This window comes from Pandoraea capi (genome assembly GCF_902459735.1).
GTDB lineage: Bacteria > Pseudomonadota > Gammaproteobacteria > Burkholderiales > Burkholderiaceae > Pandoraea > Pandoraea capi.
Window position 1 is genome coordinate 389613 of sequence record NZ_CABPRV010000003.1, and the last position, 26048, is coordinate 415660.

At 64.2% G+C, this 26048-nt stretch carries 28 protein-coding genes and 1 pseudogene; 11 read left to right on the plus strand and 18 right to left on the minus strand.

Annotated features, from left to right (window positions below; all coding sequences use genetic code 11):
• Window positions 1-234: 234 nt before the first annotated feature.
• From PCA20602_RS08460 to PCA20602_RS26380, 7 genes are all read left to right on the plus strand, one after another.
• Window positions 235-1239, plus strand: a complete 1005-nt coding sequence (locus tag PCA20602_RS08460) for an ABC transporter permease subunit (RefSeq protein WP_150720834.1) — start codon at window positions 235-237, stop codon at window positions 1237-1239.
• Window positions 1240-1250: 11 nt separating this feature from the next.
• Window positions 1251-2171: an ABC transporter permease subunit gene (locus PCA20602_RS08465; RefSeq protein WP_150720835.1), complete on the plus strand. Its 921-nt coding sequence runs from the start codon at window positions 1251-1253 to the stop codon at window positions 2169-2171.
• Entirely contained in the window at window positions 2168-3181 is a 1014-nt protein-coding gene (locus PCA20602_RS08470) for an ABC transporter ATP-binding protein (RefSeq protein WP_150720836.1), read from the plus strand. The genes PCA20602_RS08465 and PCA20602_RS08470 overlap by 4 nt, the downstream gene beginning before the upstream one ends.
• Window positions 3178-4206 (plus strand): peptide ABC transporter ATP-binding protein, encoded by a 1029-nt coding sequence (locus PCA20602_RS08475; RefSeq protein WP_150720837.1) that lies wholly within the window; start codon window positions 3178-3180, stop codon window positions 4204-4206. Before PCA20602_RS08470 ends, PCA20602_RS08475 begins: the two co-directional genes overlap by 4 nt.
• A 50-nt stretch (window positions 4207-4256) precedes the next feature.
• A complete protein-coding gene (locus tag PCA20602_RS08480) occupies window positions 4257-5204 on the plus strand; it encodes a TraB/GumN family protein (RefSeq protein WP_425495655.1) in 948 nt (315 codons plus the stop codon).
• A 169-nt stretch (window positions 5205-5373) separates the two neighbouring features.
• Window positions 5374-5766 carry a hypothetical protein gene (locus PCA20602_RS08485; RefSeq protein WP_150720838.1) on the plus strand — a complete coding sequence of 131 codons (393 nt, stop codon included), beginning with the start codon at window positions 5374-5376 and terminating at the stop codon, window positions 5764-5766.
• Window positions 5767-5768: 2 nt separating this feature from the next.
• Complete coding sequence (locus PCA20602_RS26380) at window positions 5769-6065, plus strand: type II toxin-antitoxin system RelE/ParE family toxin (protein WP_425495659.1); 297 nt, start codon at window positions 5769-5771, stop codon at window positions 6063-6065.
• A 31-nt stretch (window positions 6066-6096) separates the two neighbouring features.
• Here PCA20602_RS26380 and ureG read toward each other — a convergent pair whose 3' ends face one another.
• The 11 genes and pseudogenes from ureG to PCA20602_RS08545 form a co-directional block, all read right to left on the minus strand.
• A complete protein-coding gene (gene ureG / locus PCA20602_RS08495; protein ID WP_069342047.1) occupies window positions 6097-6735 on the minus strand; it encodes an urease accessory protein UreG in 639 nt (212 codons plus the stop codon).
• A gap of 109 nt (window positions 6736-6844) precedes the next feature.
• Window positions 6845-7570, minus strand: a complete 726-nt coding sequence (locus PCA20602_RS08500; RefSeq protein WP_150720840.1) for an urease accessory protein UreF — start codon at window positions 7568-7570, stop codon at window positions 6845-6847.
• A 112-nt stretch (window positions 7571-7682) separates the two neighbouring features.
• A pseudogene (gene ureE, locus PCA20602_RS08505) lies at window positions 7683-8345 on the minus strand (urease accessory protein UreE); the annotation flags it as partial.
• Between the two features lie 57 nt (window positions 8346-8402).
• Entirely contained in the window at window positions 8403-10103 is a 1701-nt protein-coding gene (ureC, locus tag PCA20602_RS08510; protein ID WP_150720841.1) for an urease subunit alpha, read from the minus strand.
• A complete protein-coding gene (locus PCA20602_RS08515) occupies window positions 10100-10405 on the minus strand; it encodes an urease subunit beta (protein WP_069342051.1) in 306 nt (101 codons plus the stop codon). Before PCA20602_RS08515 ends, ureC begins: the two co-directional genes overlap by 4 nt.
• Window positions 10406-10444: 39 nt before the next feature.
• On the minus strand, window positions 10445-11098 hold the full coding sequence (locus tag PCA20602_RS08520) for a HupE/UreJ family protein (RefSeq protein WP_150720842.1): 654 nt from the start codon (window positions 11096-11098) through the stop codon (window positions 10445-10447).
• A gap of 106 nt (window positions 11099-11204) precedes the next feature.
• Window positions 11205-11507 (minus strand): urease subunit gamma, encoded by a 303-nt coding sequence (locus PCA20602_RS08525; RefSeq protein ID WP_039407388.1) that lies wholly within the window; start codon window positions 11505-11507, stop codon window positions 11205-11207.
• 195 nt (window positions 11508-11702) lie between these two features.
• Window positions 11703-12425 carry an amino acid ABC transporter ATP-binding protein gene (locus PCA20602_RS08530; protein WP_069342052.1) on the minus strand — a complete coding sequence of 241 codons (723 nt, stop codon included), beginning with the start codon at window positions 12423-12425 and terminating at the stop codon, window positions 11703-11705.
• On the minus strand, window positions 12412-13062 hold the full coding sequence (locus PCA20602_RS08535; RefSeq protein ID WP_150720843.1) for an amino acid ABC transporter permease: 651 nt from the start codon (window positions 13060-13062) through the stop codon (window positions 12412-12414). Before PCA20602_RS08535 ends, PCA20602_RS08530 begins: the two co-directional genes overlap by 14 nt.
• Window positions 13059-13745 (minus strand): amino acid ABC transporter permease, encoded by a 687-nt coding sequence (locus PCA20602_RS08540; protein ID WP_150720844.1) that lies wholly within the window; start codon window positions 13743-13745, stop codon window positions 13059-13061. The genes PCA20602_RS08535 and PCA20602_RS08540 overlap by 4 nt, the downstream gene beginning before the upstream one ends.
• A 94-nt stretch (window positions 13746-13839) precedes the next feature.
• The gene (locus PCA20602_RS08545; RefSeq protein ID WP_150721107.1) at window positions 13840-14610 is read right to left on the minus strand and encodes a transporter substrate-binding domain-containing protein; all 771 of its coding nucleotides are present in this window, start codon (window positions 14608-14610) and stop codon (window positions 13840-13842) included.
• Window positions 14611-15180: 570 nt separating this feature from the next.
• Between PCA20602_RS08545 and PCA20602_RS08550 the strand changes: the two genes are divergently transcribed.
• Complete coding sequence (locus tag PCA20602_RS08550; RefSeq protein ID WP_150720845.1) at window positions 15181-15774, plus strand: cysteine hydrolase family protein; 594 nt, start codon at window positions 15181-15183, stop codon at window positions 15772-15774.
• A gap of 144 nt (window positions 15775-15918) precedes the next feature.
• Here PCA20602_RS08550 and PCA20602_RS08555 read toward each other — a convergent pair whose 3' ends face one another.
• Complete coding sequence (locus tag PCA20602_RS08555; protein WP_150720846.1) at window positions 15919-16377, minus strand: MarR family winged helix-turn-helix transcriptional regulator; 459 nt, start codon at window positions 16375-16377, stop codon at window positions 15919-15921.
• Between the two features lie 160 nt (window positions 16378-16537).
• Here PCA20602_RS08555 and PCA20602_RS08560 point away from each other — a divergent pair, with 160 nt between their 5' ends.
• The 3 genes from PCA20602_RS08560 to PCA20602_RS25580 all read left to right on the plus strand — a co-directional run bounded on the left by PCA20602_RS08560 (window position 16538) and on the right by PCA20602_RS25580 (window position 18732).
• Window positions 16538-16951, plus strand: coding sequence for an organic hydroperoxide resistance protein (locus PCA20602_RS08560; protein WP_150720847.1), 414 nt, complete (start codon window positions 16538-16540; stop codon window positions 16949-16951).
• A gap of 22 nt (window positions 16952-16973) precedes the next feature.
• Window positions 16974-18338, plus strand: coding sequence for an epoxide hydrolase family protein (locus tag PCA20602_RS08565; protein ID WP_246182086.1), 1365 nt, complete (start codon window positions 16974-16976; stop codon window positions 18336-18338).
• Window positions 18339-18558: 220 nt separating this feature from the next.
• Window positions 18559-18732 (plus strand): hypothetical protein, encoded by a 174-nt coding sequence (locus tag PCA20602_RS25580; protein ID WP_174980915.1) that lies wholly within the window; start codon window positions 18559-18561, stop codon window positions 18730-18732.
• Between the two features lie 72 nt (window positions 18733-18804).
• On the opposite strand, the gene PCA20602_RS08570 is transcribed toward PCA20602_RS25580, so the two are convergent.
• The 6 genes from PCA20602_RS08570 to urtA all read right to left on the minus strand — a co-directional run bounded on the left by PCA20602_RS08570 (window position 18805) and on the right by urtA (window position 25554).
• Entirely contained in the window at window positions 18805-19713 is a 909-nt protein-coding gene (locus tag PCA20602_RS08570; RefSeq protein WP_150720848.1) for an urease accessory protein UreD, read from the minus strand.
• Between the two features lie 188 nt (window positions 19714-19901).
• Window positions 19902-20603 carry an urea ABC transporter ATP-binding subunit UrtE gene (gene urtE, locus PCA20602_RS08575; protein WP_150720849.1) on the minus strand — a complete coding sequence of 234 codons (702 nt, stop codon included), beginning with the start codon at window positions 20601-20603 and terminating at the stop codon, window positions 19902-19904.
• A gap of 2 nt (window positions 20604-20605) precedes the next feature.
• A complete protein-coding gene (urtD, locus tag PCA20602_RS08580; protein WP_150720850.1) occupies window positions 20606-21472 on the minus strand; it encodes an urea ABC transporter ATP-binding protein UrtD in 867 nt (288 codons plus the stop codon).
• Entirely contained in the window at window positions 21469-22671 is a 1203-nt protein-coding gene (gene urtC / locus PCA20602_RS08585) for an urea ABC transporter permease subunit UrtC (RefSeq protein ID WP_150720851.1), read from the minus strand. Before urtC ends, urtD begins: the two co-directional genes overlap by 4 nt.
• Window positions 22672-24294, minus strand: coding sequence for an urea ABC transporter permease subunit UrtB (gene urtB / locus PCA20602_RS08590; protein ID WP_150720852.1), 1623 nt, complete (start codon window positions 24292-24294; stop codon window positions 22672-22674). It abuts the gene before it with no gap.
• A 63-nt stretch (window positions 24295-24357) separates the two neighbouring features.
• Window positions 24358-25554, minus strand: coding sequence for an urea ABC transporter substrate-binding protein (urtA, locus tag PCA20602_RS08595; protein WP_425495660.1), 1197 nt, complete (start codon window positions 25552-25554; stop codon window positions 24358-24360).
• Window positions 25555-26048: the final 494 nt, after the last annotated feature.

A 26048-nucleotide genomic window follows, 5' to 3' on the forward strand; every position in this document is an offset into this window, starting at 1 on the left:
GAACTCAACTGGACGAAGTGGTTTCAAGCCGGATCAGGTGATCCGGACCGGACAGCGCCGACGATCTCGGCGCTGTCCGGCGCACACGACAAGAAAGCCGACTGGCCCGGCCGCCGCGCCCGGGCCAGCTCGCAGCAAGTGGACAGAAGACCGTCCGAGACTGACTAACGCGGCAAAGTGCGGTCCGTCCCTGCCGGGGGCGGGCGGCGCGCGATGCCCCCACGGAACATTCCTATGCTGAGATTCGTCCTGAGACGACTAGGCATGGTGATACCGACGTTCATCGGCATCACTATCCTCGCGTTCGCGCTCATTCACCTCATTCCCGGCGATCCGATCGAGGTGCTGGTGGGCGAGCGTAATCTCGACCCCGTCATGCACGCCGAAGCGATGAAGCGACTGGGGCTCGATCAGCCACTCACCACGCAATATTTCGTCTATCTGAAGCACGCGGCGCAGGGTGACCTCGGGCGCTCCATCGTGAGCAACGAGGGCGTGCTTCACGAGTTCTTCGCGCGTTTCCCCGCCACGCTCGAACTGGCCTTGTGCGCGATGATTTTCGCGCTGGTCGTGGGCTTGCCCGCTGGCGTGGCCGCGTCGCTCAGACGCGGCAAGATGCTCGACCACACCACCATGGGCGCAGCGCTCACCGGCTACTCCATGCCGATCTTCTGGTGGGGGCTGCTGCTCATCATGCTGTTCTCCGTCGACTTGCAGTGGACGCCCGTGTCGGGGCGTATCGGTGTCGAGTACGACGTGCCCAGCGTGACCGGCTTCATGCTCATCGACACGCTGCTGTCGGGAGACGAAGGGGCGTTCGCGTCGGCGTTCAGCCATCTGATCTTGCCGACCATCGTGCTCGGCACGGTGCCGCTGGCGGTGATCGCACGCATGACACGCTCGGCCATGCTCGAAGTGCTGCGTGAGGATTACATCCGCACGGCGAGGGCGAAGGGGCTGTCGCCGTGGCGCGTGATCGTCGTGCATGCCCTGCGCAATGCGCTGATTCCGGTCATCACGGTGATCGGGCTGCAAGTCGGCACGTTGCTCGCGGGGGCGGTGCTCACCGAAAACGTGTTCTCGTGGCCCGGCATCGGCAAATGGCTGATCGACGCCATTCTCCGGCGCGACTATCCGGTGGTGCAGGGCGGCATTCTGCTCATCGCGACGGGCGTGATTCTGGTCAACCTGCTGGTCGACGTGCTCTACGGCGTCGTCAACCCGCGCATCCGGCACTGAGGAGGTCATCGATGAGTGACACGCCTGCTACGCTGCCGCCCCCCGCTGCGGTCACGGCGACGCCTCGCGCGCGCCTGATCCGGGAGTTCCTGCGCAGCTTTACCTCCAACCGCGGCGCGACCGTCGCGGCCATCATTCTGTTGCTGATGTTCGCGGCGGCGATTCTCGCACCGCTGATCTCGCCGCACAGCCCCATCGAACAGTACCGGGACTTCGTAAAGATTCCGCCCGCGTGGTTCGAGGGCGGCAACGCCAGATTCCTGCTGGGCACTGACGAAGCCGGACGCGACATTCTTTCGCGCCTGATCTACGGCTCGCGTCTGTCGTTCTGGATTGGTCTGTCGTCGGTGGTGCTGTCGCTGATTCCCGGCATTCTGCTCGGGCTGCTGGCGGCCTTTTTCCCGCGCTGGCTCGATACGCCGATCATGCGTCTGATGGACATGATGATGGCGCTGCCGTCGCTGCTGCTGGCGGTGGCCGTGGTGGCCGTGATCGGTCCCGGGCTTGCCAACACGACCATCGCCATCGCGATCGTGACGTTGCCCGCGTATGTGCGTCTGACGCGTGCGGCGGCCATCGGCGAGTTGCAACGCGAATACGTCGTGGCGTCTCGCATGGCGGGCGCGGGCACGCTGCGTCTGATGTTCTCGACGGTGCTGCCGAACTGCGCGGCGCCGCTCATCGTGCAGGCGACGCTGAGTTTCTCGGTGGCCATTCTCGACGCGGCGGCGCTCGGCTTCCTCGGCCTGGGCGTGCAGCCGCCGCTCGCGGAGTGGGGCTCGATGCTCGCGTCCGCCCGCGACTACATGGAAAGTGCCTGGTGGATCGTGACGCTGCCGGGACTTGCGATCGTCATCTCGGTCCTTGCCATCAACCTGGTCGGCGACGGCCTGCGCGATGCCCTCGACCCCAAACTGAAGCGAATCGCATGAGTCTGCTCTCCATTCGAAATCTATCGGTCGACTTCGACGGCGCGCGCGCGGTCGACGCCATCGACCTCGACGTCGGTCAGGGCGAGATTCTCGGCGTGGTCGGCGAGTCCGGTTCGGGCAAGAGCGTGACGATGCTCGCGCTCATGGGCCTGATCGACGCCCCGGGGCGCGTGAGCGCCGACGAGGTGCGCTTCGACGGCAAGGATCTGCTGGGCGCGTCCAAGCGTGAGCGTCGCAACATCGTCGGGCGCGACGTCTCGATGATCTTTCAGGATGCGCTCACCAGCCTGAACCCGAGCTACACCATCGGCTATCAGATCGGCGAGGTGCTGCGTCGGCACATGGGCTTGCGCGGACGAGCGCTGCGCGAGCGCATCGTCGAGTTGCTGGAGCAGGTCGAGATTCCCGATGCCGCGAACCGCCTTGGCGCTTATCCGCATCAGCTCTCCGGCGGGATGAATCAGCGGGTGATGATCGCGATGGCGATCGCCTGCCGTCCGAAGCTGCTGATTGCCGACGAGCCGACGACCGCGCTCGACGTCACCATTCAGGCGCAGATCATGGCGCTGCTGCTGCAACTTCAGAAGGATTACGGCATGTCGCTCGTGCTGATTTCCCACGACCTTGCCGTCGTGGCGGAAGTCGCGCACAAGGTAGCGGTCATGTATGCGGGGCAGGTGATCGAAGTCCAGCAGGTGCCGGCGCTGTTCGATGCACCGCACCATCCCTACACGGAAGCTTTACTTTCTGCGATCCCCGAGCACAACCGAGGGGTGCGCCGGCTGCATACGCTGCCGGGGGTGGTGCCGGGACGCGACGACCGTCCGGCGGGGTGTCTGCTCTCGCCGCGTTGTCCTTATGCCGACGCCCACTGCCGCGAGGCGCAGCCCGCGCTCACGCCCTACGTCGGGCCGAGTGCTGTGGGTTCACCGCGTTTGCGGTGTTTCAAGCCGTTGCCGCATGCGGTGGCTGAGGTCTCGGGTGGTCGTTCGACGGGAGGTGCGCAATGAGTGAAACGGTTTTCGCGACACCGCCGGGAATTCCGCAGGTAGGGGCGTCGGGTGGGAATGTGGTGTTGTCCGCGCAGGATTTGACGCGTTTTTATACCGTGGGTCGCGGCATGTTCCGTGGGGTGGCGAGCGTCAAGGCGCTGAATGGCGTGTCTTTCGAGCTGAAAGCCGGCCGTACGCTGGCGGTCGTCGGCGAGTCGGGGTGCGGCAAATCGACGCTGGCGCGGGTGCTGACATTGATCGAAGCCCCCACGTCCGGCAGACTCTTCGTCGATGCCACCGAGACGACGGCAGCGTCGGCGGGCGAGCTGGCGCCGTTGCGCACGCGGATTCAGATGGTGTTCCAGAACCCGTATGCGTCGCTCAACCCGCGCAAGACGGTGGGACAGGCGCTCGATGAGCCGCTGGCCATCAACACGTCGCTCAGCCGCGCCGAGCGGGGCGAGAAGATCGCCGAGATGATGCGTACCGTGGGTTTGCGCCCGGAGCACGTGGCGCGTTATCCGCACATGTTTTCGGGCGGCCAGCGTCAGCGCGTGGCGATTGCCCGGGCGATGATTCTGTCGCCGGCGATTGTGGTGGCGGACGAGCCCGTTTCGGCCCTGGATGTCTCAATTCAGGCACAGATCCTGAATCTTTTCATGGATTTGCAGGACCGATACGCGACGAGTTACGTGTTCGTGTCGCATAATCTCGCGGTGGTCGAGCATGTGGCCGACGACGTCATGGTGATGTATCTCGGCCGCGCGGTCGAACACGGTCCCAAGGCCACCGTGTTCGGCAAGCCGCTGCATCCGTACACCAAGGCGTTGATGTCGGCGACGCCGGCGATCAAGGCGTCCGAGCGTCGTGTGAAGATTCCGCTGATCGGCGAATTGCCTTCGCCGCTGCGTCCGCCGCCCGGGTGTGCCTTTGCGCCGCGCTGCCCGTATGCCATCGACCGTTGCCGTGAGGAAGTGCCGCAATTGCGCGAATTCGAGGGACGTCTGATGGCGTGCCATCGGGTCGAAGACATAGAGGGATAACGAGATTGGGTGGACCACCACGCGCGACACCTGTTCGCCGGGGCGTTGCTTTGACCGGCTGGCTGCTGGGTTGCTTGCTCATGACGCTCGCCGTCACGCTGGACGCGGCATCGACTGCGGCCCCGCGCGCGGTGGTGCCGCGAACCTTCCCGTTAGTGGTCCCGGAGCCCGGCGAACCGCCGCCGGGCGCCAATCTCCCGTTCTATGAAGCCCGCAAGGGCGACATGACCATCTACGTGATGGGCACCCTGCACGTCGGCAAGCCCGACGACTACCCGTTCCGCAAAGTCGTGGTCGATGCGCTGCGCGTGTCGAAGGTGGTGGCGTTCGAGCTCTCGCCCGACGATCTGACGATGTCGCAGGACGACGTGCAGAAATACGGCATGTGTACGCGGGCCTGTCTGCCTCGGTTGATTCCTGCGCCGTTATGGCGCAAGTTGCGCGACCGGCTCAAGGGCAATCCGCCCATGCTCGCCGAGATTCGTCACATGCGGCCGTGGCTGGCGGCGCTGCTCGTCGAGACGCTGGACTCGATGGGCGCCGATTTGCAGACCGAGTACGGCACGGAAAACCAGTTGGAGAACATCTATCGCGGCCGGATCGTCGGTCTCGAATCGCTCGCCGAGCAGATGGATGCCTTCACCGGTCTGACCGGGCCGCAGCAAAACGAGTTGCTGGCTCAGGAGTTGGTGCTCACCCCGAAGACGGCGACGGCGCAGGTCGAGGAGTTGCATCGGCTGTGGCGGGCGGGGGATGCCGAGCTGGTGTTCGACTGGTCGCAGAGCAAGGCGGCGCAGGTGCGACGCAACGTGGCACTGGCCGACGCCATCGACGAGCGCATTCTCTATTCGCGCAACCGGCGTTTTCTCGCACGCATGCTGTTCCTGGCGGACCCGGGCAAGCCGGTATTCGTCGCGATCGGCACATTGCATCTCGGCGGCCCGCATGGCGTGCTGCAACTGCTGCGCGAACACGGGTTCTCGGTCGCGCAGCGTTGAAATATCGGTAGTCGATCCGACTGTCCGAACCAGTCATTGGAAAATTGGGCGATTCGCATAGGAATCGCCCGAGAAATCTCCCGACCCGATTGACTCGCCCATCCCTGACGATTAATTTGGCAACACTCGTGTGAGTGGCCCCCCGCCCAAATCCTAGTCAGGAATCACGATGCAGATTGTCGATCAGCAGAACGCCGATTCATTCGTGCGCCGCCAGCCGGTGTTCGCCCCGATCCCCGTGCCTGAGCTTTACCCGCTCAGCGCTGAAGAAGAAGCCCATATCCGCCGCGAAGCGCAGATGCTTTACGACGCGACGATTCGTGGACTTGCGGATGTCGCCGCAGGCCGCAAGTTACCGAGCGAGGTTGTCAAAACCGGATGCTCCGTCGATCTCAATCCCGAATACTTCGAGACACCCCACGATCCCGACGAGATCGATGTCGAAGAATTTTTTGCGGTGCTGATGGGGCTGAGAGATCTGGAGGCCGGACGGGTGGTGCCGGATGAGATTGTCAGTGCCCAGTTTGCCGAATATAGCCGGAGGCTGTTGGATACGCTGTGACGGTGACGATTCGTTGGTCAGACTATGCGCTGCGCGAACGTTCCATTATCTGGAATCAACTATTGAATGCCAGTCCACGCGCGGCTGCAAACTTGAATGATGCTATAGAACGCGCACTTAGGAATCTTCGGGTGTTTCCCTCAATGGGGCGTCTTCACCGAACTGGTAACGACCGAACGTTGTTGCCGCACAGGCGTTACAGGATGGTCTACCGTCTAAAGGAGAATGCCGTGACCATCCTGTCATTACATAACGTGAATCGTCCCTGGCCTCCCAGGGACTATCCATTTAACGACTAACTGAGTGTTACCCGGCGGCCCCCGCATCCCTTCACGCGAGCATCCCTCGCGCTTCGATAAAGCTGATGATCTCCTGAAGGCCTTTGCCTTCCTTCATGTTCCCCATCACGAACGGACGCATTCCCCGCATCTTCTGCGTGTCGGAGCGCATGATGTCGAGCGACGCGCCGACGTATGGGGCGAGATCGGTCTTGTTGATCACCAGCAGATCAGACTTGGTGATGCCCGGGCCGCCCTTGCGCGGAATCTTCTCCCCACCGGCGACATCGATCACGTAGATGGTGAGGTCCGACAACTCGGGGCTGAACGTTGCCGCGAGATTGTCGCCACCGGACTCGATGAAGACGACGTCGGCATCCGGAAAACGATCGAGCATGCGTTCGACGGCTTCGAGGTTGATCGATGCATCTTCACGAATCGCCGTGTGCGGACAACCGCCCGTCTCGACGCCGAGAATGCGTTCGGGTTCCAGCGCACCCGCGACCGTGAGCAGGCGCTGGTCTTCTTTCGTGTAGATGTCGTTGGTGATGACGACGAGATCGTAACGCTCGCGCATGGCCTTGCAGAGCATCTCGGTCAGTGTGGTCTTGCCGGAGCCGACGGGGCCTCCGATGCCGACACGCAGCGGCGGATTCTTCTTGGTACGACGGGCGTTGGCAGTTGTCGTCATGGCGAATGTCGTGGTGGCGGTGAAATTGCGAAATGGGGCTAGATGAGACGAAATATGACGAAGTGGAACGACAGCGAAGGACGCGATGCTCCGCGTCAGGCAAGCGTGACTACGAGCGGAAAAGCCGTGAGTACTGCGTCTCGTGACGCGACGCAAGAATGGCGAGCGCCGGGGAAAACGTATTGATCCGGTCGTCTGGCAGCGACGCTGCCCGATGCGCGGCTTCGACCACGCGCGCACGCAGCGCGACGATCACGCGTTGCGCCGCAAGCTGTCCGAGCGGGACAGCCTTGAGCGCACCGGCAACCTGATTCTCGAGCCAACTGAACGCATAGGCGACGAGCGTGTCCGGCAGCGCGGCACCGTGCGTGAGCGCGGCGAACGCGAATGCCGTCGGCAGGGCAATCGGCTTGATCGACGACAGGTATGCGCGCTGCTCCGCGTCGCCCCATTCGAGCGACACGGCGAGTTGCGTGAGTGACCAGCCCATCTGTTCCGTCTCCGCACGGAGTTCGGCCGCTTCGCGGGTCGCGAGCAACCAGTCGTTGACGTGCTTCAGGGCAGCCCTATCCCGCGCTTGCCAATGACGCCACTGCCGTGCGAGCAGCGCCAGCTCACCCGTCGTGAACACACCGTCGAGCTGACTCGCGATCCATCGCTCGGCACTGGGCGCGTCGTGGATGATGCCGTGCTCGACCGCGGCTTCGAGGCCTTGCGAATAGCTGAAGGCACCGATGGGCAGCGCAGGCGACGCGAGATGCAGCAGCGCCGCGAGCGATTGCAACGACGCCGCTGCAACCGGCTCAGTGAGAGGACTGGCCAGACTTGCCGTCATCGGTCGGACTCACAGTAGGAGAGGCAGGGCTTGCGTCTGTCGCAGCGACTTTCACGTCATGGGCATGACCGCAGTCAGGGCCGTGCACATGCCCGTGGTCATGGTCGTGCGAATGTCCATGCGCATGATCGTGGCCGCAGCCTGGGCTGTGCACATGTCCGTGATCGTGGTCGTGCGAGTGTCCATGCGCGTGATCGTGACCGCAGCCCGGGCCGTGCACATGCCCATGATCGTGGTCATGTCCATGGTCATGCGAATGCCCGTGATGCTCATGAAACACTTGCTGTGCGAGCGCGAAGTCCTCGGCGAACGTCGCATCATGCCCATGCTTGTGACCGCCGCCATAAGCGCCAGCTTCCGGCTCGAACGGCATCAACGCTTCCGCCACGTCGACGTCCAGCCGCAGCAGCATGTCGCGCAGCACCGGGTCGTATTCGAGCTTGAGATAACCGTCACCGACTTCGACAGGCGTATGACGATTACCGAGGTGATACGCCGCACGCGTGAGCGCGAGCGCAGTCGATGCCGTCACGAGCAGCACGGTCTCGGGCGCGGCCTCCACGCGGATGAAGCCACCGTCGTCAGCGACCAGCATGTCGCCACCCCGCAGCACCGTGCCGCGCGGCAGGAACAAGGCGACGTCCTCACCGGTTTCCAGCGTCGCCCGCAGACGGCTTTTGCTGCGCGCGTCGAACGGCAGCACGAGCGCCGGGGCGCGACGCGCGAGCGGTGCGGCGATGCGTCCCGCTTCGAAGCGCTTTTCAACGCGACGCAGCGTCGACGACGAGGGGTTGTCCGCCGGGGCGGGCGATGCGGAATCTTGCGGCATGGGTCAGAAAAGGAAATAACGTTGTGCCATCGGCAGCACGGTCGCCGGCTCGCACGTCAGCAGTTGGCCGTCCGCGATGACCTGATAGGTCTCGGGGTCGACGCTGATCTGCGGCAGCCAGTCGTTGTTGATCATGTTGGCCTTGGTCACCTGCCGGATATTGCGCACCGGCACGATGCGCTTGGACAGCCCGAAACGGCCCGCCACGTCGCCATCGTACGCCGCTTGCGACACGAACGTCAGCGAGGTGCGTGCCATGGCCCCGGCCCGTGCCCCGAACATCTCGCGGTAATGCACCGGCTGCGGCGTCGGGATCGACGCGTTCGGGTCACCCATCAGCGCCGTCGTGATCATGCCGCCCTTGAGAATCAGCGACGGCTTCACGCCGAAGAACGCCGGCTCCCACAGCACCAGATCCGCCCACTTGCCCACTTCGACGGACCCGATCTCATGCGCCATGCCGTGCGTGATCGCCGGGTTGATCGTGTACTTCGCCACGTAGCGCTTGACGCGGAAGTTGTCCGATTGCGACGAGTCTGTCCCGAGCGCGCCGCGTTGCACCTTCATCTTGTGCGCCGTCTGCCACGTGCGCATGACAACTTCGCCCACACGCCCCATTGCCTGCGAGTCCGAGGAGATCATCGACAGCGCGCCGAGGTCGTGGAGGATGTCTTCCGCCGCAATCGTCTCGCGACGGATGCGCGATTCGGCAAACGCGATGTCCTCCGCAATGGCCGGATCGAGGTGATGGCAGACCATCAGCATGTCGAGGTGTTCGTCGAGCGTGTTGATGGTGTACGGGCGGGTCGGATTGGTCGACGACGGCAGCACGTTCGCCTCGCCGCATACCTTCAGGATGTCCGGAGCGTGACCGCCGCCGGCGCCTTCGGTGTGATACGTGTGAATCGTGCGACCCTTGATCGCCGCGACGGTGGCTTCGACGAAGCCGCCTTCGTTGAGCGTGTCGGTGTGAATGGCGACCTGCGTATCGGTGGCGTCGGCCACGGACAGGCAGGCGTCGATGGCGGCAGGCGTGGAGCCCCAGTCCTCGTGAAGCTTCAGGCCGATGGCGCCGGCTTCGATCTGCTCCATCAACGGCTCGGGCTGACTTACGTTGCCCTTGCCGAGGAAGCCGAGGTTGATCGGCCAGCCGTCGGCGGCCTGGAGCATGCGCTCCATATGCCACGGCCCCGGCGTGCAGGTGGTCGCGTTGGTGCCGGTCGCGGGGCCGGTGCCGCCGCCGAGCAGCGTCGTCACGCCGGACGACAGCGCCTCTTCGATCTGCTGCGGACAGATGAAGTGGATGTGCGAATCGATACCGCCGGCCGTGACGATCATGCCTTCACCGGCAATGACCTCCGTCGCCCCGCCCAGCGGAATCGTCACGCCCGGCTGGATGTCGGGATTGCCCGCCTTGCCGATCCCCCAGATGCGGCCGTCCTTCAGGCCGATGTCGGCCTTGACGATGCCCCAGTGATCGATGATGACGGCGTTGGTGATGACGGTATCGACCACGTCGGCGCGGGTGCGCTGCGACTGCCCCATGCCGTCACGGATCACCTTGCCGCCGCCGAACTTCACCTCTTCGCCGTAGATCGTGTAATCGCGTTCGATCTCGATGATGAGTTCCGTATCGGCCAGACGCAGCCGGTCGCCCGTCGTCGGGCCGAACATCTCCGCATACGCGCGGCGAGAAATCTTCATAGCGCCCCCATGACGCGACCCGCAAAGCCGTAGACGCGGCGATCGCCCGCCAGCGCCACCAGTTCGACCGTTCGTTGTTGCCCCGGCTCAAAGCGCACCGCCGTCCCGGCGGCGATATTCAGGCGAAAGCCACGCGTGGCGTCACGGTCGAATTGCAGGGCGTCGTTGACCTCAAAGAAGTGGAAGTGCGAGCCGATCTGGATCGGACGGTCGCCGGTGTTGGCAACCGTCACGCTGAGGGTCGGACGACCCTCGTTCAGCGTGATTTCGCCATCGGCAGGCAGCAGTTCTCCGGGAATCATGGGGCGTCTCCGTCTGCGGAAAATGTTCGGGTGTCTCGATCAGGTCGCCGCGACGAGCAGCGTCGCGCCGTAGGCGAGCACGCCCGCGCCGAGCAGACGCGGCAGCCATACCGTGCGGTTGCGCAGTGCCACGCCCGCGGCGATGCCGATGCAATGCAGCATGCCGGTCGCGACCAGGAAGCCGGCCATGTAGTGCATGGCGCTCGCTTCATCAGGCAACTCCGCGCCGTGCGCGAAGCCGTGGAAGATCGCGAACGCACCGACGATGGCGGCGCCGGCCCAACCGGGCAGTTGTGCGCGCGTGGCCAGCATCAGACCGAGCACGAGCAGCGAGACGGCGATCATCGGCTCGACCAGCGGCAGGGAGAACCAGTGCATCATGCCGAGCAGGCCGCCTGCGGCGAGCATCGCGACGAAGGCGAGCGGTGCAGCCCACACGCGTTTGGACGTCAGCGAACTCCACAGCCCGACCACGATCATCGCGCACAGGTGATCGGCGCCGGTCAGCGGATGCAGGAAGCCTGCGGCGAAGCTGCTTGCGGCGTCGTGGCCCGGATGCCCCGGGTGGGCGAGCGCGACGCCGGACGTCGCGAGCAGCGCGAGGCCGGTCGCGACGCGAGCGAGGCGACGTGCGCCGTTGGGAGTGACGGAGGTCGTTTCGCTCACGTCGTGCAGGTGGTCGGGGCGGGGCATGGGGGGACGTCCTAAAAGAATGGTTATCGAGGACAAAACAATCGGGTCACGGCGACGTTCTGTGTCATGCAGCGCCTGGCTGACGACACCGAGGTGTCCGTGACGCTCAGGGAATCGGGTGATGCACTGTGACGAGCTTGGTGCCGTCCGGGAAGGTGGCTTCCACCTGAATGTCCGGAATCATCTCGGGCACGCCTTCCATGACGTCGTCACGGGTGAGCAGCGTCGTGCCGTAATGCATGAGGTCGGCGACGGTGCGTCCGTCGCGCGCGGCCTCCATGAGAGCGGCGCTGATAAACGCCACGGCCTCGGGGTAGTTCAGTTTCAGGCCGCGGGCACGCCGCCGTTCGGCGAGCAGGGCAGCGGTGAAAATGAGCAGCTTGTCTTTTTCGCGTGGCGTGAGCTTCATCGTGCGAGGTGAATTTCAATGCGAAGGGTTCAGGGGACGGGCGTCGTTGCCGCACATCATAAGCACGAGTCCAACGCCGCGCCACTGGGTTTTACCGTCGCCGTGTCGCGCACCAAAACCGTGCGAAATCTGCGGCGTCGCGACGGGGCGTGCGTCGTGGAAACCGCGACGACGTGCCCCGGTTTCACCGCGAAATCATTGAGAGATGAACCGCTGCAATTCCTGCGTGGCGGGCTGCGTGAAGAGCTGTTCCGGATCGCCGGATTCCCAGATCTTCCCCTGATGCATGAACACCACGCGGTCCGAGACGTGACGGGCAAAGCGCATCTCATGCGTGACGAGAATCAGCGTCATACCTTCCGCAGCCAGGTCTTCGAGCACCTTGAGCACTTCCGCGACCAGTTCCGGATCGAGCGCCGAAGTGATTTCGTCGCACAGCAGCACCGCCGGGTGCATGGCGAGCGAACGGGCAATCGCCACGCGCTGCTGCTGACCGCCGGAGAGTTGCGACGGGTAGCTGTCGAACTTGTCGGCCAGCCCGACCTTCGCCAGCATGGTGCGGGCCACTTCGCGCGCCTCGGCTTTCGACGTCTTCTTGACGACCTTCTGCGCGAGCATCACGTTCTCGCCCGCCGTCAGATGCGGGAACAGGTTGTATTGCTGGAACACCATGCCGACCTTCAGGCGCAGGGCGCGCAGATCGGTGTCGCGTGCGCCGACGAGTACGCCGTCGACGTCGACGCTGCCGGCATCGAAGCTCTCCAGGCCATTGAGCGTGCGCAGCAACGTGCTCTTGCCCGAGCCGCTTTTACCGATGATCGACACGACCTGACCGCGCTCGACTTCCATGTCGATGCCTCGCAGCACGGGGTTTTCGCCGAAGCGCTTTTGCATTCCCCTGACTTTAATCAGCGACATGGAGTTTCCTTTCGAGATGACGCGCCCACAGCGACAGCGGGTAGCAGGCAGCGAAGTAGAGCAGTGCGACGAGGCCGTACACGGTGAACGGCTGGAACGTCGCGTTGGTAAGCATGGTGCCGGTCTTGGTGAGTTCGTCGAAGCCGATGATCGACGCGAGCGCCGTGCTCTTGACGACCTGCACCGAGAAGCCGACCGTCGGCGCGATGGCGATGCGCAGCGCCTGCGGCAGGATCACGTGACGCAACTGCTCGCCATAGCGCATGGCGAGGCTCGACGAGGCTTCCCACTGACCGTGCGGGATGGCGTCGACGCAGCCGCGCCAGATTTCCGTCAGATAGGCGCTCGTGTAGAGCGTGAGACACGCGGCGGCGGCCACCCACGGCGACACCTCCAGGCCGAGCAACGGTAGCCCGAAGAACACGAGAAACAGTTGCATGAGCAGCGGCGTGCCCTGAAACACTTCGATATACAGCGCCACGGCGCGCGCGGCCCACTGCACGCGCCCGACACGAATGACCAGCAGCAACAGCGCGACCAGTCCGCCGCACACGAAAGCGATGGCCGAGAGGGCGAGCGTCCAGCGTCCGGCGAGCATCAGACCGCGCAGCATGTCCCACAACGAGAATTCGATCATCGCGCACCTCCCTTGACCTTGACCATGCCGCGGAACAGGCGTCTGGCGCAGCGCATGAGCACGCGACGCAGCGCGATGGCGAGCACGAGATAGAGCGCGGTGACGATCAGATAGCTCTCGAAGGCGCGGAACGTGCGCGACTGCACGAAGTTCGCGGCATACGACAGATCCGGCACGGAGATTTGCGACACGACTGCCGAGCCGAGCATCACGATGACGATCTGGCTTGCGAGCGCCGGGAAGACCTTGGCGAACGCTTGCGGAAGGATCACGTGACGCAGAATCTGCCCTCGCGTCATGGCGAGCGACAGCCCGGCTTCCGAGAGTCCGCGCGGCACCGCCCGCATGCCGGCGCGGATGATCTCGGTGGCATAGGCGCCGAGGTTCAGACTCATGGCGATGATGGCGGCGGTCGTCTCGTCGATGCGAATGCCCAGACTGGGCAGACCGAAGAAGATGAAGAAAAGCTGAACGATGAACGGCGTGTTGCGAATGAGTTCGACGTAGGCGCCCGCAAAGAGTCTGGACCAGTTCGATCCTTCCTCGCGGGCGACGGCGCACAGCGCACCGATGATCACGCCGATGACCGTGGCGATGGCCGTGAGCACGATCGTCAGCGCAGCGCCGCGCACGAAGAGCATGAAGTATTGCCGCAGATCGGCAAAGTCTAGGACGTAATGCATGAAGCGGACATGGAGGGAAGCACGTGGGCGGCCAGCGAGGCGTGACGCTTAAGCGTTTCTTGCGCCTCGGGGAGTCATGCGTGTCTGCGGACGATCAAAGGTCGGCCGGCAGCGGCATGCCGAGCCACTTCTGCGAGACCTTGCCCAGCGAGCCGTCTTTCTTCGAGGCGGCGATGATCGCGTTGACCTTGGCGAGCAGACGCGGCTCGTTCTTGTTCAGGCCGACGAAGCAGGGCGAGTTCTTGATGAGGAACTTCGGCTCGGGCAGCTTGGGCGGATGCTTCGCGACGATGGCGGCGGCCACGACGTTGCCCGTCGCAACGAGCTGCACCTGACCCGACAGGAACGCCGAGATGGTGCCGTTGTTGTCTTCGAAGCGCTTGATGGTGACGTCAGCCGGGGCGACCTTCGAGAGTTCGAGGTCTTCCACGGCGCCGCGCGTCACGCCGATGGTCTTGCCCGACAGGTCGGCGGGCTTGGCCACGGCGAGGTCCTTCGGACCGAACACGCCGTTATAGAACGGGGCGTAGGCGTCGGAGAAGTCGATGACCTTCTCGCGCTCGGCGTTCTTGCCGAGGCTGGAGATCACGAGATCGGCCTTGTTCGTCGTGAGGTACGGAATGCGGTTGGCGCTGGTCACCGGCACGAGTTCGAGCTTCACGCCCATGCCCTTGGCGAGCAGCGCGGCGGTGTCGATGTCGTAGCCGACCGGCTTCATGTCGGCGCCGATCGAGCCGAACGGCGGGAAGTCCTGGGGCACGGCCACACGCAGGGTGCCGCGCTTGACGATGTCGTCGAGGCCGTCGGCGTGCGCGGCGCGCGGCATGACCACCGCGAACGCGGCGATGGCGCTCACGCTCAGCATCAGCGTGGCGAAGAGACGGCGGGCACGGGCGCGCGCGCCGAGCGTGGCGGCGATGGTGTCGTGAGCGGTGGTGGAGCGGATGAACGGCAGCATGTCGGCAACCTCGTGGGGCGGGGGCGAAGCATTCCGGTAACAGGAGTGTTCCGGCGGCCGGCTCATCTGGTCTGACCGGTCGATACAGTGAGGTAGCAGGAATCGTGCCCGGGATCGTCAAATCGCGTGCAGGCTTACGGCACAAGGCGAAGAGGCGCATCGGCCAACGAAGCGCGACATCGGCGCGGGCTGGCGCGCAAAGGCGCGTTGCCCGAAGTTGGTGCGTAAACGTGAGGGCCCACGCGCGCTCTGGTCACGGATATCACCGTAATGGTGCGTGATGGTGGAGAGGTGGGCGAGGGGAGGCGTGAGGGGGGAGAGACGGGGCGAGAGAGAGCGCGCGCGAGGCGCCGGGTGTCAGCGCGACGTCTCACAGGGATCGGCGCGGTGACTTGACGGCGAGAGAGCGGAAGCTGACAGTGGCGGCGTTGCGATCGGATCGCTTTCCCTACTGCATGCCTCGCCGGAGATATGACGATGTCAGCCCAGCTACACCTCGACCCCACCAAGTCTGCGTTGCTCGTGATGGACTATCAGCCGTTCATCCTGCAACACAACGTCGCGCCGGAACGTCACGCCGGGATTCTCGGCAAGACCGCGCAACTGCTTAGCGCGGCCCGTGCCGCGAAGATGACGGTGGTGTATGTCCAGGTCGGGTTCCGCGCCGGTCATCCCGAAGTCAGCGAGCGCAATCGCATCTTCTCGGGGATCAAGGCGAACGGCGTTCTGCTGCTCGATCAGCCGGACACGGCGATTCACGACGATCTCGCACCGCAAGCCGGCGAAGCCGTCGTGATCAAGCATCGTATCGGCGCATTCAGCGGCACCGACATGCAGACGCTGCTGCGCTCGGCCAACGTCGATACGCTCGTGCTTGCCGGTGTAACGACGAGCGGCGTGGTGCTGTCTACGACGCGCCAGGCGTTCGATCTCGATTACCGCGTGATGATTGCGCGTGACTGCTGCCCGGACCCCGACAGCGAAGTCGAGCGGGTGCTGCTGGACAAGGTGCTGGCGCGCAACGCGGATATCGTTACCGCACAGGACGTGCTCGGCGCATTGTCAGCGTGAACGGCAGGCATCGGCACGTGCGTTGCGGTCGTGTCGATGCGTGCATTGAGGCGTACACGAGGTACGCCACTCGTCAGCGGGCCCTTCGTCGGGCCTGTTGAAACGGCTCGTCGCCGGAGTACAGGTCGCTTCACCTCGGAGCGATCAATCCTGCCCGGTGTGCTTGAGCAGGCTGTCGCGCATTTTCACGATGGCCTTTTGCGTGCGGTCGAATTCCTCCGGATCCAGTCCGGTCGCGGCGACCAGATCACGCTGCCCACCCTTCTCGCGTAGCTGTCTGCCGGCGTCCGTCAGGCTGACGATGACTTGCCGTTCGTCGGCGGCATCGCGCTGCCGGCGCAAATAACCCAGTTCTTCGAGCTTTTTCAGGATGGGCGTGAGCGTGTTCGATTCGAGGAACAGCTTTTCCCCCAACTGCTTCACGGAAATACCGTCGTGTTCCCAGAGCGCCACGATCGCAATCCACTGCGTATAGGTCACGCCAAGGTCTTCGAGCAGGGGCTTGTAGGCACGGCCGAAGGCCAGGTTGGCCGAATACACCGCGAAGCACAGGAAGTCGGAAAGCTGAGGCAGCGCGGGCTCGGGAGTCTTCGATTTACTCATGTCGGTCGGGGCGGATTAGTCGATTCACGATATGCATCGTATCCGATTTAATCGGAATGCGTTGACTTTTGGAATTCGTTGCTGCAATATGCATCGCATCCGATTGAATCGGATACGAATTAAAAAAGCGTCCACCGACGAAACTCAAGAGGAAATCATCATGGCAAGCAAAGTGCTCTATACCGGCAAGACCCACACCACTGGCGGCCGCGACGGCTGGGCCCGCAGTTCCGACAGCAAGCTCGACATCAAGCTGTCCGCCCCCGGCGCTTCGGGCGCGGGCACGAACCCCGAGCAACTCTTTGCTGCGGGCTGGTCTGCGTGCTTCATCGGCGCGATGGGGCTGGCGGCGGCCAAGCTGAAGATCCAGTTGCCTGCCGATACCGCCGTCGACGCGGAGGTCGATCTCGCGAACGCCGATGGCGCGTACTTCCTTCAGGCGCGTCTGAACGTCAGCCTGCCGGGGATTGAGCGCGATGTCGCCCGTTCGCTCATCGACGCGGCACACCAGACTTGCCCGTATTCCAAGGCGACCCGCAACAACATCGACGTCGAGCTGAACCTCGTCGGATGACCTGACTTCCGGAGACATCGACATGCCATCCGCAAAGCGCTCGCGCGCCATGCGCTCTAGGCGCTACCTTCGTGCGGCCCGCCTGATGGCGGTTTCCGCGACCGTGCTGTCCATCGGCTTGGTCACGTCTGTTGCGGCTGCGGCCGCTCAACCGGCGACACAAGCGGCCGGCGAGACAGCAACGGCGAGCGCATCGACGCAAGCCGTCGACACCTCGATTCGGCCGTTTCACTACCACGCCTCGGACCAGGCGTTGAAGGATCTGCGTCAGCGTATCGCCGCTACCCGATGGCCCAGCCGCGAACTGGTGAACGACGGCTCGCAGGGTGTTCAACTGGCCACGATGCAGCGGCTGGCGCAGTACTGGGCGAAGGACTACGACTGGCGTCGCGTGGAAGCGAAGCTCAATGCGCTGCCGCAGTTCGTGACGACCATCGACGGCGTCGACATCCACTTCATCCACGTACGCTCGAAAAACAGGAACGCCTTGCCGATCATCGTGACGCATGGCTGGCCGGGGTCGGTCATCGAGCAACTGAAGATCATCGATCCGCTGACCAACCCGACAGCGCATGGCGCTCAGGCGGACGATGCCTTCGACGTCGTCATCCCGTCGTTGCCGGGCTATGGTTTTTCGGGCAAACCGACCGAACTCGGCTGGGACCCGGCGCACATTGCGCGTGCATGGACGGAGCTGATGCGTCGACTCGGCTATCAGCACTTTGTCGCGCAGGGCGGCGACTGGGGCGATGCCGTGACCGAGCAGATGGCGGTGCAGGCGCCTGCGGCGTTGCTCGCGATCCATACGAACATGCCGGGTGCCGTGCCTGACGAGATTCAGAAGTCGCTCGATGCGCATCAACCGCCCCCCGCCGGCTTATCGGCGGACGAAAAGCGCGCGTACGAGCAACTCGACTTCTTCTATTCGCACGGGCTGGCCTATGCGCAGGAGATGAGCGCGCGTCCGCAGACGCTCTACGGCATCGAAGATTCCCCGATCGGTCTGGCGGGGTGGATGCTCGACCACGACGCCCGCAGCTACGCGCTGATTGCCCGCGTGTTCGACGGCAAACCGGAAGGGCTGACGCGCGACGACGTGCTGGACAACATCACGTTGTACTGGCTCACCAACACGGCGGTGTCGTCGGCGCGGTTGTATTGGGAGAACAAGCTGGCGTTCTTCGCGCCGAAGGGCATCAAGATCCCGGTTGCGGTCAGCGCGTTCCCGGACGAGCTTTATCAAGCCCCCGAAAGCTGGGTCAGAAAGGCGTTCCCCAACCTGATTGACTACAGCCGTCCGGCCAAGGGCGGTCACTTCGCGGCATGGGAGCAGCCGGAAACGCTGACGCAGGATCTGCGCCGGGCATTCAGGTCGGTGCGTCAATGAGGGGGTGACAGAGTAACGGCAAAGGGCGGACGTGGTTCGCCCTTTGTTGCATTACCCATTGACGAGGGGCGCTGACGCATAGCGATTCCGGGCTGCCGTAGGCGCTTACAATGGCCGGCGGTCGCAAACACCTCCTTGAACCCCCAAGGCGATTGACGTCCTGAATCTGGGCGACACCGAGGCAAAGAACCGGGCGCTCATAGAAAAGCGGAAGCGTCTCGTGGAAGCACTCATTTGGGCGGACTACGGCGCAGCGCCGGCAGACCTTCTCGTGGAGGATGACGACATCATCCTCGCGATGGTAGATGAGTTGTCGACGCCCACAGAGGGGCGGCTCGACGCATTTGCCCCCGTACTAGCGAATATTCTGAAAAATCACCTTGGCGTTATCTGACGTGCCTGCGCAGACGAGGGCTGAGCGGCGGTCGATAACGCAGACGTAGTGTTGCAAAGCTTACTGGTCTGCCTACGTTGACCAGATCCGCAGCGGCTCGGCGGGGGCGCCGTGCACGAGCGGGCGGAGCTTGAGCCAATGGGCGATGAGCAACCGGCGGGCTGTCTCCATGTCGTGACTGAGCACGCGCAGCACCAGCACGTTGCCCGGCAAACAGGTGATGCCCGCGCGAATCCCGTCGTCGAACGGCAGTCCTTCGGCCAGCGACTCGGCCAACTCACGCGTGCATGCCGGACCCACAGCCCACAGTGCTGCGAAGACGGGGAAGCCCGCGAGGCCGGTCGCGCCGGTGCGCTGGGCGTCGTCCGCGCCGAGCACCGCCTGCTCGGCCCACAGCAGACGGTCCTGCGCGTCGCGCAATTCGAAGTTCGAGCGCCAGCGGCCCTGCGTCCATTGCTCGCCAGCGGCCTGACGACCGAGGAGCGTCGCGTCCCAGCCGATCGCCGTGGCGTGCTCGCCGAGTCGCACGGTGATCGTCTGGCGCGCATCGGCATGCTCGAACACGATGTTCTCCAGCGGCAGCCAGTCGAGCTTCGCGCCGTCGCGCACGGCGAGCTTGATGTCCTGCGTGCCGAAGCGCCCTTGCGACTTGTACCACTTGGTCGCGCCCGGCGTCGTCAGCACGGCGTGCGCGCCGTCGCCCACGTCGATGTCGATGGACAGCGCATCGCCCCCCGCAATGCCGCCGGGCGGATGCACGACGACGGCATGGCAGATGCCCGGGCCTTCCGGGTGAAGCGACTTCTGAACGACGAGCGGGCCCTTGTGCCGACGCGTTGCAAGCACGGTGCGCGCCTGCTGACGCACGAAGCCGAGTGTGAGTTCGGCATGCCAGCCCGCGGATGATGTCGCGGGTGCCGCCGACGCCGATGTCGGCGCAGAGGTTGACGGCACAGCGGTGGGAACGTCTGGATGATTCATGAGAGACGGAAACTTGCGCAAGCGCGGGCGTGCCGGTGGACGGTGAGCGAATACCGAATCGCGGGTGCGAACAACACGGCACGCAACACCGCTCGCGGGTTAACGGAATATCGCGACGAATGGCGCGAATCTATCACGCGCCGCGACATCGCGACATCCCGTTCGGCGTTGGATGCGTCGACGCGTCGTTACACCGCCACCATGTGCCGCACACCGTCGGCCTCCATATCCTTGCCCAGACCGCTCGCGACGATGGCCCCGCGACTCATCACGCGGTAGTGATCCGCGAGTTCGAGCGCGAAGTCGTAATACTGCTCGACGAGCAGCACCGTCATGCCGCGCTCATCCACGAGGCGTCGCAGCGTGCGTCCGATGTCCTTGATGATCGACGGCTGAATGCCTTCCGTCGGTTCGTCGAGAATCAGCAGTTGCGGATCGCTCATGAGCGCGCGTCCGATGGCGAGTTGCTGCTGTTGCCCACCGGACAGATCGCCACCGCGTCGCTGCTTCATGTCGCGCAACACCGGGAACAGTTCATAGATGTCGTTCGGCACGCCGCGTTTGGCTTCACGGGACGGACGGCTGGCCGCGCCGATCAACAGATTCTCCTCGACGGTGAGGCGCGGGAAGATCTCGCGCCCCTGCGGCACGTACGCCAGCCCGCTCGACACACGGGCATAGGAAGGCGAGGACGTGAGCGTCTTGCCGCGCCACGCGATGCTTCCCGACTTCACCGGCACCACGCCCATGAGGCATTTGAGCAGCGTGGTCTTACCCACGCCGTTGCGCCCGAGCAGCACGGTGAGTTGTGCGTCGGGCACCGTGAATTCCACGTTGCGCAGGATGTGACTGCCGCTGTAGTACTGATTGAGTGCGTGAATTTCCAGCATGGTCAGCGTCCCAGATACGATTCGATCACGCGCTCGTCGCGTTGCACCGCGTCGAGCGTGCCTTCGGCGAGCACCCGGCCTTCGGCCATCACCGTGACGAGACCTGTCTCGCCCGCGAGCGCCGCGACGAACGCCATGTCGTGCTCGACCACCATCATCGAGCAGTGGCCGCGCAGACGGTTCAGCAACTCGGCCAACTGCGCCGTTTCCTCGTCGGTCATCCCGGCTGCCGGTTCGTCGAGCAACAGCAACTGAGGCTGCTGCATCAGCAACATGCCGATCTCCAGCCGCTGCTTCTGACCGTGCGACAACTGACCGGCGCGCACATGCGCCTGATGTTCGAGATGCGTGAGCGCGAGGACTTCTTCGATACGGCGTCGCATCAACGGGGTGAGCATCGCCCACAACGCGTGGAACCAGCGCTTGTCGCCGGCGCAGGCGAGTTCAAGGTTTTCCCAGACACTGTGATGCTCGAACACCGTCGGCTTCTGGAACTTGCGACCGACGCCGGCCTGCGCGATGGCGGGTTCGTCCAGTCGCGAGAGGTCGAGCGTCTGCCCGAGGAAGGCACGACCCGAGTCGGGACGCGCCTTGCCGGTGATCACGTCCATCATCGTCGTCTTGCCCGCACCGTTCGGACCGATGATGCAGCGCAGTTCGTCGGTCTTGATCGACAGCGAGAGATCGTTCAGCGCGCGAAAGCCGTCGAACGATACGGAAATGTTCTCAAGGTAGAGGATGAGGCCGTGCGACGTATCGATCTCACCCGGCACCACGAGGTGCGACATGCCGGTGGCGTCGCCGCTGACGGTCACGGAGGCATCCGGCGCATCGGCCTCCTGCCAGCGAATGTCGTAGTCGGGTCTCATGCGCGGTCTCCGGAAACGGGATGGGGCACGTCGCCTTCGGCGGCAGCCGGCGCGTGCTGCGTGCGCTTACGCGTGAGTTGCGAGACGAGTCCCATCACCCCCTGCGGCAGCAACAGCGGCACCAGCACGAACATCGCACCGAGGAAGAACAGCCAGTATTCGGCGAAGTACGCGGTGAAGAAGCTCTTTGCGCCGTTGACGATGAACGCGCCAGCAATCGCACCGATGAGCGAGCCGCGTCCGCCGATGGCGACCCAGATCGCCATTTCGATGGAGTTGACCGGCGCCATCTCGCTCGGATTGATGATGCCGACCTGCGGCACGTACAGCGCACCGGCAATGCCGCACAGCATGGCGGACAGCGTCCACACGAACAGCTTGTAGCTCAGCGGCCGGTAGCCGAGGAACATGGCGCGCGATTCGCCGTCGCGAATGGCGGTCACGACACGGCCGAACTTCGACACGACCAGCGCGCGGCACAGCAGGAACGCACCGACCAGCACCGCGAACGTCACCAGAAACAGCACGGTGCGCGTGTTCGCCGAGGTGATCGAGTAGCCCAGAATGCGCTTGAAATCCGTAAAGCCGTTGTTGCCGCCGAAGCCGGTTTCGTTGCGATAGAACAGCAACATGGCTGCAAAGGTGAGCGCCTGCGTGATAATCGACAGATAGACGCCCTTCACACGCGAGCGGAACGCCAGATAGCCGAAGAGCCATGCGACCACGCCGGGCAGCGCGACGACGAGAAACATCGCCCACGCGAAATGCTCGGTGCCGGTCCAGTACCAGGGCAGTTCCTTCCAGTCGAGAAACACCATGAAGTCCGGCAGGTCGCTGTGATACACGCCGTCACGGCCGATGCCGCGCATGAGGTACATGCCCATCGCATAACCGCCCAGCGCGAAGAACAGGCCGTGACCGAGGCTCAGAATGCCGCAGTAGCCCCACACCAGATCGAGCGCGAGCGCCGCGATGGCGTAGCACATGATCTTGCCGACGAGCGTCATGGCGTAAGCCGACAGGTGCAACGGATGCGCGGCCGGCAGTACCAGCGCACACACCGGCACGATCACCATGACGGCCAGCACGAAGGCCAGCAACAGCGGGGCCACGTGTTTGGGCAGCAACCGCGCGCGTGCCGGGACATCCAGCGACATCGCCGGTGCAATGCCTTCGGGGAGAAAGTTCGACGTTTGCATTCAGGCCTCCGCGCTGCGCCCTTTGAGCGCAAACATGCCCTGCGGGCGCTTCTGGATGAACAGCACGATCAGGATCAGCACGGCGATCTTGGCGAGCACGGCACCCCACACGGGTTCGAGCAGCTTGTTGGCGATGCCCAGACCGAACGCGCCGACGATCGTCCCGGCAAGCTGACCCACGCCGCCGAGCACCACGGCCATGAACGAGTCGATGATGTAGCTCTGACCGAGGTCGGGGCCGACGTTGCCGATCTGCGAGAGTGCGCAACCGCCCAGTCCGGCGATGCCTGCACCGAAGGCGAAGGCGTAGCTGTCGACGCGTCCCGTCTTCACGCCCACGCAGGCGGCCATGGCGCGGTTCTGCGTCACGGCGCGAATGAACAGGCCGAGGCGCGTGAGGTTGAGCACCGACCACGTAATCGCTACGACGGCCAGCGCGAACACGAGAATCACGATGCGGTTGTACGGCAGCATCAGGTTCGGCAGCACGGCAATGCCGCCGCTCATCCACGACGGATTGATGACTTCGACGTTCTGCGCGCCGAACAGCGTGCGCACCGCCTGAATCAGCAGCAGGCTGATACCGAAGGTCGTGAGCAGCGTCTCCAGCGGACGTCCGTACAGATGCTTGATGATGGTGCGCTCCAGCACGAAGCCGACAACGGCCGCGACGAGAAAGGCCGTCGGCACGGCAGCGACGAGATAGAAATCGAACGCACCCGGCGCGAAGCGCTGAAAGAGCGTCTGCACGACATAGGTGGCATAGGCGCCGATCATCAGGAATTCACCGTGCGCCATGTTGATCACGCCGATGAGGCCGTACGTGATCGCCAGGCCGAGGGCGGCGAGCAGGAGCACGCTGCCGAGCGAGAGACCGGCGAAGACCGTGCCGAAGAACTCGCTGCGGCGCTGTGCCGACGCCAGTTGCGTGAGGGCGATGTCGGCGGCGCTGCGCACGGTGGCATCCGGCTCGGCGTAGGTGCCGTCAGCCTGTTTGGCGACGATGGGCAGCAGCAGGTCGCGCATCTGCGGATCGCCGGCGGCGGCGATCAGGTCGATGGCTTCGCGACGCTTCTTCGGATCGGCGTCGTGCAGTGCCGTTTGCGCCCAGAGTTGATCGAGACGCTTGCGCAATGCCGGATCTGTCTCCTTCTGGCGGGCTTGCTCGATGAGCGCCTTGAACGCGGGCGACGGGTTTTGCAGCATCGTGTCGATGGCTTGCGCGCGCGCGTCGTGGTCCGGCGAGAGCAGCGCACCGGCGGCCGCGGCGGTGGCGACCTTCGCGCGCAGCACGTTGTTGAGCGTCAGTGATCCGGCGTCGTCGGCCTTGACCGGCGCGCCCGTGATCGGGTCGACGTATTTGTCGTCCTTCTGAATGGCGATGCTGTTGCCCACGGTCGCGGCCGTGTCGTCGGCGAGCGCTTTGAGCAGGGCTGCGGCCTGCGGCGAACCGTCGGCAGCGAGGTGATCGATGGCTTGAGCCTTGGCGTCGAAATCGTCACCGGCGAGGGCGGCGAGATCGTCGTTGGTGACGGCCGCACGGGCCGTGGAGGACATCGTCAGCGCAGCGCCCAGAGAGATCAGGACAAGGGCGGCAGCGGTCCAGCGTCTTATCGTTATCATGCGAAACCTCTGCATGCGCCGGAAGCCGTCGGTGCGGCTCCGGCGCAGGGAATGGAAGGAAGATCAGACCTTGTCGGGCTTGCCTTCGTTACCCGCGATGAACGGGCTCCACGGCTGGGCGCGCACGGTCGACTTCGTCTTCCACACGACGTTGAACTGACCGTCCGGGCGGATTTCGCCGATCATCACCGGCTTGTGCAGGTGGTGGTTGCCGTCCATGACCATGTCGAAGCCGTCCGGCGACTTGAACGACTGGCCGATCATGGCGGTGCGCACCTTGTCGACGTCCGTGCTCGCGGCCTTCTCGACGGCCTGCTTCCACATATGCATGCCGACGTAGGTGGCTTCCATCGGGTCGTTCGTCACGCGCTTGTCGCCGCCGGGCAGCCCCTTGGCCTTGACGTACGCGAACCATTCCTTCTTGAACGCATCGTTGGTCGGGTTCTTCAACGACATGAAGTAGTTCCACGCCGCGAGGTGACCCACCAGCGGCTTGGTGTCGATGCCGCGCAGTTCTTCTTCGCCGACGGAGAACGCCACGACCGGCACGTCCGTCGCCTTGAGGCCCTGGTTACCGAGTTCCTTGTAGAACGGCACGTTCGAGTCGCCGTTGATCGTCGAGATGACGGTGGTCTTGCCGCCCTGGGCGAACTGCTTGATGTTGGCGACGATGGTCTGATAGTCGCTGTGACCGAACGGCGTGTAGACCTCCTGAATATCCTTGTCGGCCACGCCCTTCGAGTGCAGGAACGCGCGCAGGATCTTGTTGGTCGTGCGCGGGTAGACATAGTCGGTGCCGAGCAGGAAGAAGCGCTTGGCACTGCCGCCTTCCTTGCCCATCAGATATTCCACGGCCGGAATCGCCTGCTGGTTCGGTGCGGCGCCGGTGTAGAAGACGTTCTTCGACATCTCTTCGCCTTCGTACTGCACCGGGTAGTAGAGCAGGCCGTTGAGTTCTTCGAAGACCGGCAGCACCGACTTGCGCGACACGGAGGTCCAGCAGCCGAACACGGCGGCGACCTTGTCCTTGGTGAGCAACTGGCGTGCCTTTTCGGCGAAGAGCGGCCAGTTCGACGCCGGGTCGACGACCACGGCTTCGAGCGGACGACCCATCACGCCGCCCTTGGCGTTGATGTCGGCGATGGTCATGAGCGCGACATCCTTGAGCGACGTCTCCGAGATGGCCATCGTGCCCGAGAGCGAATGCAGGATACCGACCTTGATGGGCTGCTTGCTTTGCGCGAACAAGTTCGGCGCCATGCCGGTAAGCGATGCGGCGCCCGAGAGGGCCGCCATCTGGAGTAGCGTGCGTCGTTTCATGGTACGTCTTCCCCTATTCCTGGTTAGACCGGAGGATCCGGTATTCGGGGACTAACGCAAGGGCCGTGCCAGCATGCGTGGATGTCGCCGCGATGGCGGCTTCTTACGTGTGCGAGCGACGTATCGGAGACCGACCGGATGGCCGGAATTCACCTTGGTATTCAAACTTGCATCCAAGTTTTCCGGGCTTTGGCGCGCAGGAGAAATGTGACCTCCCATCGTCCTTTCGGCCGAGGGTGGTCGCCCGGCGAGAGGCACGTTGGTGCGGTGACGCGCTGAGTTGGTGCGCACCGATTTGGCGCGACGCGCGCGCCGTGGATCACCTTTGTGCATGGGAGGCCGGGTAAGGCTGGGCAAACGTCTGCCGATCTCCGCCTGGGCGGCCGGGCGCTCGATCGGCGAACGCGATCCTCCCACTCGGTGGCACTTTTTGA